9 protein-coding genes and 1 pseudogene are annotated in these 8,427 nt (G+C 57.9%); 6 read left to right on the plus strand and 4 right to left on the minus strand.

The window, feature by feature from the left end:
- Positions 1-1,101, plus strand: a 1,101-nt coding sequence (locus VCB98_RS13265) for a ribonucleotide reductase barrel domain-containing protein (RefSeq protein ID WP_510184524.1), incomplete at its 5' end; no start/stop codon positions are given.
- Between the two features lie 196 nt (positions 1,102-1,297).
- Positions 1,298-2,047, plus strand: a complete 750-nt coding sequence (locus VCB98_RS13270) for a TSCPD domain-containing protein (RefSeq protein WP_346053334.1) — start codon at positions 1,298-1,300, stop codon at positions 2,045-2,047.
- 185 nt (positions 2,048-2,232) lie between these two features.
- Here VCB98_RS13270 and VCB98_RS13275 read toward each other — a convergent pair whose 3' ends face one another.
- From VCB98_RS13275 to VCB98_RS13290, 4 genes are all read right to left on the minus strand, one after another.
- Positions 2,233-2,709 (minus strand): integrase core domain-containing protein, encoded by a 477-nt coding sequence (locus VCB98_RS13275; RefSeq protein ID WP_346053336.1) that lies wholly within the window; start codon positions 2,707-2,709, stop codon positions 2,233-2,235.
- A 39-nt stretch (positions 2,710-2,748) separates the two neighbouring features.
- The gene (locus VCB98_RS13280; protein ID WP_346053338.1) at positions 2,749-3,156 is read right to left on the minus strand and encodes a DDE-type integrase/transposase/recombinase; all 408 of its coding nucleotides are present in this window, start codon (positions 3,154-3,156) and stop codon (positions 2,749-2,751) included.
- 207 nt (positions 3,157-3,363) lie between these two features.
- The gene (locus tag VCB98_RS13285) at positions 3,364-4,479 is read right to left on the minus strand and encodes an aq_1923 C-terminal domain (protein WP_346053339.1); all 1,116 of its coding nucleotides are present in this window, start codon (positions 4,477-4,479) and stop codon (positions 3,364-3,366) included.
- 105 nt (positions 4,480-4,584) lie between these two features.
- Positions 4,585-4,869: a hypothetical protein gene (locus VCB98_RS13290; RefSeq protein WP_346053340.1), complete on the minus strand. Its 285-nt coding sequence runs from the start codon at positions 4,867-4,869 to the stop codon at positions 4,585-4,587.
- A 608-nt stretch (positions 4,870-5,477) separates the two neighbouring features.
- Here VCB98_RS13290 and VCB98_RS13295 point away from each other — a divergent pair.
- From VCB98_RS13295 to VCB98_RS13310, 4 genes and pseudogenes are all read left to right on the plus strand, one after another.
- Positions 5,478-5,867, plus strand: coding sequence for a YybH family protein (locus VCB98_RS13295; RefSeq protein WP_346053341.1), 390 nt, complete (start codon positions 5,478-5,480; stop codon positions 5,865-5,867).
- A 530-nt stretch (positions 5,868-6,397) separates the two neighbouring features.
- Positions 6,398-6,799 (plus strand): hypothetical protein, encoded by a 402-nt coding sequence (locus VCB98_RS13300; RefSeq protein ID WP_346053343.1) that lies wholly within the window; start codon positions 6,398-6,400, stop codon positions 6,797-6,799.
- 141 nt (positions 6,800-6,940) lie between these two features.
- On the plus strand, positions 6,941-7,120 hold the full coding sequence (locus VCB98_RS13305) for a hypothetical protein (RefSeq protein WP_346053345.1): 180 nt from the start codon (positions 6,941-6,943) through the stop codon (positions 7,118-7,120).
- 973 nt (positions 7,121-8,093) lie between these two features.
- Positions 8,094-8,427 (plus strand): annotated as a pseudogene (locus tag VCB98_RS13310) (hypothetical protein); the annotation flags it as partial.

An 8,427-nucleotide genomic window follows, 5' to 3' on the forward strand; every position in this document is an offset into this window, starting at 1 on the left:
ACCGACAAGGCCCGCTTCGACTGGGACAACTACAAGGAAGTGGTCAAGGTCTTCACCCGCATGCTCGACAACGTGGTCGAGATCAACGGCCTGCCGCTGGAGCAGCAGGAAGGTGAGATTCGCCGCAAGCGCCGCCACGGCATGGGCTTTCTGGGTCTCGGTTCCACCGTCACCATGATGTGCATGAAGTACGGCTCCCCCGCCTCGGTGGAATTCACCGACAAGGTCGCCCGGGAACTGGCCCTGGCCGGCTGGGAAGCGGGCCTGGAGCTGGCCGAGGAAAAAGGCCCGGCCCCGATCATGGTCGAAGAGTTCACGGTCACCGAGGAGATGCTGCGCAAGCGCCCCGAGATGAAGCGCGACGGCTGGAAAGCCGGCCAGAAGATCCCCGGCCGTCTCCTGCATGCCAAGTACAGCCGCTACATGCAAAAGATCGCCGAGGAAAACCCCGAGCTGGTCAACAAGCTCGCCGAAACCGGCGCCCGCTTCACCCACCACAGCTCCATCGCACCCACGGGCACCATCTCCCTGTCCCTGGCCAACAATGCCTCCAACGGCATTGAGCCCAGCTTCGCCCATCACTACTTCCGCAACGTGATCCGCGAAGGCAAGAAGTCCAAGGAAAAGGTGGATGTCTTCAGCTTTGAGCTCCTGGCCTACCGGGAACTGATCAACCCCCGCGCCATGCCCAGCAGCGAGGAAGAGGGCGAGAAACTGCCGCCTTACTTCATCACCGCCGAGGAAATCACCCCGGTGCAGCACGTGGACATGCAGGCCGCCGCCCAGAAATGGGTCGACAGCTCCATTTCCAAGACCGCCAACGTGCCCACCGACTACGACTACGAGGACTTCAAGGGCATCTATCTCTACGCCTACGAAAACGGCCTCAAGGGCTGCACCACCTTCCGCTTCAACCCGGAAGCCTTCCAGGGCGTACTGGTGCGCGAGGACGACCTCAAGAACACCACCTACACCTTCACCCTGGAAGACGGCAGCACCGTGGAAGTCAAAGGCGACGAAGAAATCGAATACGACGGCGAAACCCACACCGCCGCCAACCTCTACGACGCCATCAAAGAGGGCTACTACGGCCGCTTCTAAGGCAAACAACAGAGGAAAGCACGGCAGCACCAACAGGCACCGTAGGAGCGGATTCATCCGCGATTCAAGCGCCAGGCTGCCGTGCCACCCAAACAGCAGACAAACAATGGAACGGAGCCAAGAAGCCGTAGGAGCGAATTCATTCGCGATCAGCGGCTAAGGCAACCACCAAACAAGATTTAGAGAGGACCGACCCATGCCCATCAAAATCGAAAAGAAAATCGTCTCCTACGCCATCAAAAAGCCCGAAGACGAAACCGCCAAACAACCCGAACCGGCCGAAAAAGCCCCGGCCGAAGCCCACGGCGAATTCCGCCGTGAAGGCAACGTGGTGCACATGACCGAAACCCTGGAGCGCCCCGATGAACTCATCGGCTCCACCTACAAGGTCAAGCCCCCCGTGGCCGACCACGCCATGTACATCACCATCAACGACATCATCCTGAACCAGGGTACCGAGCAAGAAGTCCGCCGCCCCTTCGAGATCTTCATCAACTCCAAGAACCTCGACCACTATCAGTGGATCGTCGCCCTCACCCGAGTGATCTCCGCCGTGTTCCGCAAAGGCGGCGACGTCACCTTCCTCGTGGAAGAACTCCAGGCCGTCTTCGACCCCCGCGGCGGCTACTGGAAACCCGGCGGCAAGTTCATGCCTTCCCTGATCGCCGAAATCGGCGAAGTCATCGAACGGCATCTCACCAAGATCGGCATGATCCAACCCACCGACCTGGACGAACACCAGAAAAAACTCATCGAACAAAAACGCGCCGAATACGAAGCCGCCCACGGCCAAAAAGACGCCTTCGCCGAAGACGGCAGCAGCAACAGCAACGACGCCGGCTTCCCGGCCGGTGCCCAGCTTTGCACCAAGTGCAATACGGCGGCCGTGGTTATGATGGACGGGTGTTTGACGTGCCTGTCCTGCGGCGACTCGAAGTGCGGGTGAGCAACCGGATCTTATCCGCTCCGTTCTGGAAGGTGGCTGTCGATATCGCAACGCCTTCGGCTATCCGCATGCCCGCGAAAGCGAGGGCCCCAATTCCAGACCAGAAGGCGATGCTGACAACCTTGGGCCTGGCCGAAGCCGGTACGGAACGTGTCAACATAATCCCAACACATCGGCAACGTTTTCTATGTAACAACCTCGGGCAGCTCCGTGCTGACCGGTGTTGGTGAGACCTGGAACGCATCCGGCTGGTTAAGCAGCTTCGCTGCGGTTTGACCGTCATCGGGATTGATCGAGACTAACTCGGGTGGCCTGGCCACTCGGGGCGGCCCTTTGACGTAACGCTCAGGATGGGCCGCATAGTGCTGATCCATGGCCGCCTGGTGCACTCGCCAGAGTGCTTCGAAGCGTCCGGTGTAGAGATCTTCAGGCGTAAACAGTGCCAAGCCTTCGTGCGGTCGGCGACTGTAGGCTGGGAAGAATTCGCTGCACCAATGTCGGGCATGGGCGGCATTCTGGAAGCGACCCGGGTAGCTCGACCAGTACTTGGTAGTCTTGAATTGGCTCTCGCTGAACGGATTGTCGTTGCTGACTCTCGGCCTTGAGAAGCTTCGTTCAACGCCAAGGTCGGTCAACAAATCACCGAAACTGTGAGCGATCATCGGCGAGCCGCGATCTTGATGGACAATCAGCTCATTGGGCTAGATGGCCCGGCGCGAGAGAACCTCTCGGAACAGGTGACACGCCAGGCCGGCGTTCTCCTTGCGCGAGACCATCCAGCCAACGGTATATCGGCTGAACAGGTCTAGGATGACGTACAGACACAGGTAAAAGCTGCGAGTGATCGTTGGCAGCTTCGTGATGTCCCAAGTGTAGACCTGATCTGGGCCCGTGGCCTCCAGTTGCGGCTTGACGTGCTGCTGTGCCGGACGCTGATTGCGACGTTCGCGGGTTTGTTTTCGCCCACGGAGCAAGCGATACATTGTCGAGACTGAGCCCAGCAAAGAGCCCTCGCTGAGCAACGTCGCGTAAACCTCGCGCGGGGCGGCGTCCAGGAAGCGATAGGAGTGCAGCGCATCGAAGATGCGCCGCTGTTCAGATTCCGACAACCCGCGCCCTCGGCCACTGGGCTTTGTGGCCCGCTGGCGTTGGCGGCGATCCGGGTAGCACCAGTGTCGCGGTACGTCCAAGGCTCAGCAGGCCTGTGCCTTGGGTACGCCAGCCGGCAACGCAGCTAGGCAGCTCACGACCTGTTCCCGTCTTTGTCGCTGTGGAACACGTGCAATACTTTTTTTGGAGATCAATCAGTTGCTCGGCTAACTCCTTACGCCAGGTCGATAGCTGACCGGCGTAAAGGCCTTGCCGACGCAGCCAAGCGCCTTTCTCGCCGTGCGGCAATGCTTCGGCCTCCGCCAGAAGGCGCTTCTTCTCGGATACACTGAATCGACGGCGAGTACGCTTTTCCAGGCGCGGAGCAGTGACAACCTCATTGGAATCAGACATCGCTTTACTCCGTTAGCACCCTGAATATTACAGATAAAACCGATCAGGTGCTGTTGGGAGGGATGTTGACACACAGGGCCCCGCATACGCTGCTCGATGATGAGTCGACGTTCTCCAATCGTATTCAGGCGGCCGGCTCGCTCTCGACCGCTCTTGAGGGTGATACTCACTTGAGCGCCTTGATGCTGGGCAACGTTGTCTACCGCTACCGTGGTCCAGCCTGGCTCTGCCCACTCGGGAGCATCGTTCTCATCCACAGAGGACGAATCATCCCCGGAGGGTCGTGACCAAGACCGCCTGGATCCGGCCACCGCTTCCTGGTCCTCCCGGCTTGCTCTCCGTAGGTCCAGCCGCTGGGGCTCCTGTCCATCCCGGGACACCCGAATATCGAGATTCCTGAGCAGACGGGCGGGAGAGGCGCTCTGGGCGAAGAGACTGAACAAATCCCCGGTGGGGAAAATCTGAATACTCAACCGCCCGGGCTCATTAAGGAATGAACGATAGCTAGCGACCATCTCTGGGCCGGCCACCAGACCCTCCTCAAGCCAACGGAGCTGCCACTGGTCCACATGATGATCGATGTATTCATCCATGGGCAGCTCCATCTCTTCGGCACAAAAGGCCATGACGCGATCATAATAGCCCAAGTCTTCATGCTCGAGAGTGAATGAGCCGAAGCGCATGGAGCTTGCTGCCATATACAAGTCCTGAAACTCATATGAGCGGGCATCAATATCCATGCTCGCACGGAAGTGTGTACGATTGACTCCGTCGACGACGCTATCCAGTGACCAGTCTATTCGATCCACCTGGCCTGAAGTCTCATATCCCGTATCGATGGATCCGGTGAGGGTAAAGAATCCCATCCGGATCAGGTCACCGCTGCTGAAGGTCAGGCGGTCACCACAGCCGGCGGCTTCGAATGGCAAGCCTATGCCAAGCCCTCCTTGCTCGTTTCGTTCAAATAGGAAGCTATCCGAAGATAGGCGGAGACCGCGGAGAGAAATGCCCAGCTCAGGCGGCAGCCGGCCATCCTATACGGTGTTTTTGAGCCGTAGGAGATTGAGCAAGCCATCGGTCCGGACGGCGACTCGGCGAATCGCAATCTCGTCATTACCATCATGGGGAGTAAATCGCAGTCGGTTAATGCGGGCTTCACCAAACGGAGAAAAGCTTGCGCCACCGTGCTCCAGCCGCCCAACAGGCGAAAGCTGGCGGCTAATGTCGTCCACGGCGCTATTAATCTGGTGGACCTGATAAAAATAGAAGCCACCGACAGCGATCAGACCAGCGATGAGACCATAGAAAGGTTTTTTCACCTGCGCCCCCTCCCGGCAGGGTGATACGTGCAAAATTCCCGGCACTTTATCGCCGCCCGGAGGGCGAGGCAAGGCGGAATGGCTCAAGCCGCAACGCGAATGCCCCGAAAGCAGCTGCTGCCGTCGATATCCTGGCGGCAGAGATTCATACATTGGTTATTCGGTCTGGCGCGAGCTGTTTTTGGCCATTTCCTGAGGCTGGGACTGGCCGCGTGAGTCGGCTTTCGCCGCCGTCGTTCACGCCATGCGTCCAGTCAGAGAGGGGCTGGTAACTTATTGAAAATACGGAAAATATATTCAGTCCAAATATCTTGCTTTTGCCCCGGTTTGGTCTATATTTCATTCACCTCCAGGTCCTGCCGTTCGGCTGGCATTCTGCTCTGAGAGAGCTTTTTCTTCTCGTGGAACGTCCTGACTCCCCGCCTGGCCGGCGGGAGGCACCCGGTAGCTGAACAGGCGTTTGGCCCGACCCGGGTCTCTCCCCATGGTGGAGCCCGGCCAGTCTGACAGGCGCTGTCCTGCTGCGGATATTCACCATCTCCTTGTTCGGGATGGCGTTTCGCGACAGTGATGGCAATTCGCTGCGTTTCTTCGAGGAGGGAACGAACATGCAAAAACAAAGCGATATTGGGACAGAAATCCGTCGCATGGATGAGCAGTTCACAACGCAGTTTGCCGCGCATGATGCCGAAGCTCTGAGCAAGCTCTATACGGACGATGCGCTGGTACTCGCACCTGGTGAAGATATGATCCAGGGTCAGAGTGCGCTCAAGAAGTACTGGAAAAGGGTATTTGATTCCGGGCTCAAGAGCACCAAGCTAGAGCCGATCTCAGTGGAACGTTTCGGTGACATTGCACTTGATGCCGGCCGTTACACAATGGTCGGTGAGGATGGAAAGACCCTCGATGAGGGCAAGTATCTGATTGCCTGGAAATACGCAAACGGCAATTGGCGCATTCACCGGGATGCCTGGACATCCAAGCTGCCAGTGCATTGAAGGCTGTGCGATCGACCCTCAGACTCAGCGTAGAGGCTGAGCAGTGGGGCCTGAATGGAGGGGCCGCCCGACTCGTCTGAGTTGGGCGGTTCCCTTGCTTCCTTGACCCCATAAAGGGAGACAAACAAGGAAAGATTCGGTGGATTCAGCACCCTGGCATTTCGATCGCCTGATCCCTCCTGTGGCGGTCGGTCGCAACGATTTCCAAGACTTGCAGACTGCTGGCCCCAATGGCTCGGCATCTACCCTGATGGCGGAGCCTCGGCCGACCTTAAGACGCCGGCCCTGACCAATAGCTCTAAACCAGTTTCTGGCATCCCTGTCTTCCCAGCCTTGGTTTCCTGATCTTCGGCGCCGAAAATTGTGTGCGAAGCGGGTCCCTCGCATGGGGGGTGGTTCAGGTTTCAATCTTGTTCTAGCTTTAGAGCGCCTCCGCAAGTGTCTGTCTGCGGCGGAATTTTACGTTTTCGTCTGAATCGCCGCAGTGGCAGCAAGTTAACGATGAGATAAAGGGAAGGGGGAAAAACGATATGAGCATTGGCCTCAAAACAGCGATGGCGCTAGTGACTGCGCCCATTCTTGCCCTTGGTGCAAATCAGCTAACTGCACAGGATGTGCCCCATCAGTTTGAAGCGGGTGAGCCAGCTCAGGCGAGCCAGGTGAACGAGAACTTCGAGTTCCTCAGCGACCTCATGGAACAAATAGAGCAGGACTTGCTCGCCACATCTGACCAGGTGGACGACCAGCAAGATACGCTCGATGAAATGTCGCAACGGTTAGAGGATCTGGAGGTGGGAACGGTCCGTCGCCGGATCGATATCCCGGCGAATGCCATGCGAATCTTTGGCGATGCCGATCCGTTTACACGCGGGGTACGAATCCCTACCAGTGGTGGTGAGCTCAGATTCAGTGTACCGCGCCCGATTGATTAGGCCGGCGGCGATGTGAGGTTCATTCTAAGTTTCAAGTCCTTGTTCGGAAACCCGGCCCTCTTCGCTTCCTTCACCCGCGCCCATTCCCTCAACTCTGGAGAACCTTTTTCCGGTAGTTCAGGGATCCGTTTTGACGACGTAATGATTGAAGACGATCAGGTGGTCTACCTGACTACTGCGGGTGTTCCTGAATCCCGTATGACTGGCGAGATCTGGCTCGCTAATATTCAGCGCTCTGCAAGCGACGACGAGTACGATGGCAGTATCGTCGTCTACTCCCTCAGTATCGAATATGATGCCCTTCCGCAGGGAGGTGAGTAATGGAGCGTCGTGGAACTGTTAATGCGGAGCGTGTTTGGGGCCGCTGTGGACTCGCAGCCACCCTCGTCTTTCTTTTCCTGTTCGCTGCTGCTTGCAGTAGTAGTGACGGTGGGGACTCCGCGGACGCGGAACAGGAATGTACCTGGAATGAGTCCGAATGGGATGGTTGCGACTGGGCCTCATTGTATTCGTCCCCCAACTCCTACTGGTCCGGCGCCCGCCTGGATGCCGGCCAGTGCGGGGACCTGTATCTTCATCTCCCTGCCTGTTGCGTAATCGGCAGAAGAGACAAGTGAGACCAGGAAACCCACTACTCGATTCGCTAGCCTGCCGATTTCAGGGACACTAAATTTCTGTTCGCCTCCGTGACCCTGTGTGCATCGGACAGTCCCAGTAGCGGCTGGTGCCGTCGAATTCTTCCACTTGCGGGCGGATATCGTCGTCAGGTGCGCTGTGGTGGATTTTGCTCATAGCCTTTCTTTTCGCGCAGGCGGACCAAATTATTGTGGCTGGCGCCTGAGAGCTGCAGTTCCAACCTGTCCCGATCCGCCTGTTTTCGGCTTAAGGGGGGCGCCAGCCTCCCTCTCTTCTACAGGCCGCTCCTCGCCCCAAAGGCCCTAACCGTGGGCTCCTCGACCCCAGTCCGGCTCATTGCAGCTTGCGAAAGGCCACCCTTAGCGCGCCAGAGGCCCAAAGATGGTCCCCCACGTGGGGGGTGGCAGCCACAGAGCCGGGGACTAAGGTAGAGGGTGGAATCCTCTAGAAATGGCAATCGGCTGGATTCACGAAGATAGCAGCAAGTTTCGACTGCCGGATCCTGGAAGCGTTAACGAGACAGGCGCTATGGGGGAGCTTCTTGGGTTATTGCTCTCTTTTTGCGGGGACCTGCTCGACATTCAGACCTCTTACTGTCGATATTCGCAGTCTCTGGCTGCCTTCGGTGGCCAGACAGGGAGGAAACGGAGAGATTTTCATGAGCAATCAGACATTTGATGATCAAATAATGCGCACACGCTTATTGCCCGCGCTTCTTGTGTCAACGCTGGCCCTATCGTTGGGTGGGCTGGCAGCCTGCTCCAGTAGCAGCGATGACGACGAGGTTGGTGAGGCAGAGACTTTTGCCATCGGTGGCGAGGTCAGCGGATTGGGGGCCGAGCCGCTGGTGTTGGAGCTCAATGGCGATGAATCGTTGACTATTGATGACGACGGCGCATTCAGCTTCGATACAGAGCTGGAAGAGGGCGAGACCTACCAGGTGCTGATCGAAACGCAGCCGGATGGCCAGGAATGTACGGTCGAAAACGGTG

The organism is Natronospira elongata, from assembly GCF_034931365.1.
Taxonomy (GTDB): Bacteria; Pseudomonadota; Gammaproteobacteria; order Natronospirales; family Natronospiraceae; genus Natronospira; species Natronospira elongata.

Excerpts from the sequence above, each read along its gene's own strand:
- VCB98_RS13270 (WP_346053334.1), top strand. The coding sequence starts at position 1,298 with ATGCCCATCAAAATCGAAAAGAAAATCGTCTCCTACGCCATCAAAAAG.
- VCB98_RS13275 (WP_346053336.1), bottom strand. The coding sequence starts at position 2,709 with ATGATCGCTCACAGTTTCGGTGATTTGTTGACCGACCTTGGCGTTGAA.
- VCB98_RS13295 (WP_346053341.1), top strand. The coding sequence starts at position 5,478 with ATGCAAAAACAAAGCGATATTGGGACAGAAATCCGTCGCATGGATGAG.
- VCB98_RS13300 (WP_346053343.1), top strand. The coding sequence starts at position 6,398 with ATGAGCATTGGCCTCAAAACAGCGATGGCGCTAGTGACTGCGCCCATT.
- VCB98_RS13305 (WP_346053345.1), top strand. The coding sequence starts at position 6,941 with ATGATTGAAGACGATCAGGTGGTCTACCTGACTACTGCGGGTGTTCCT.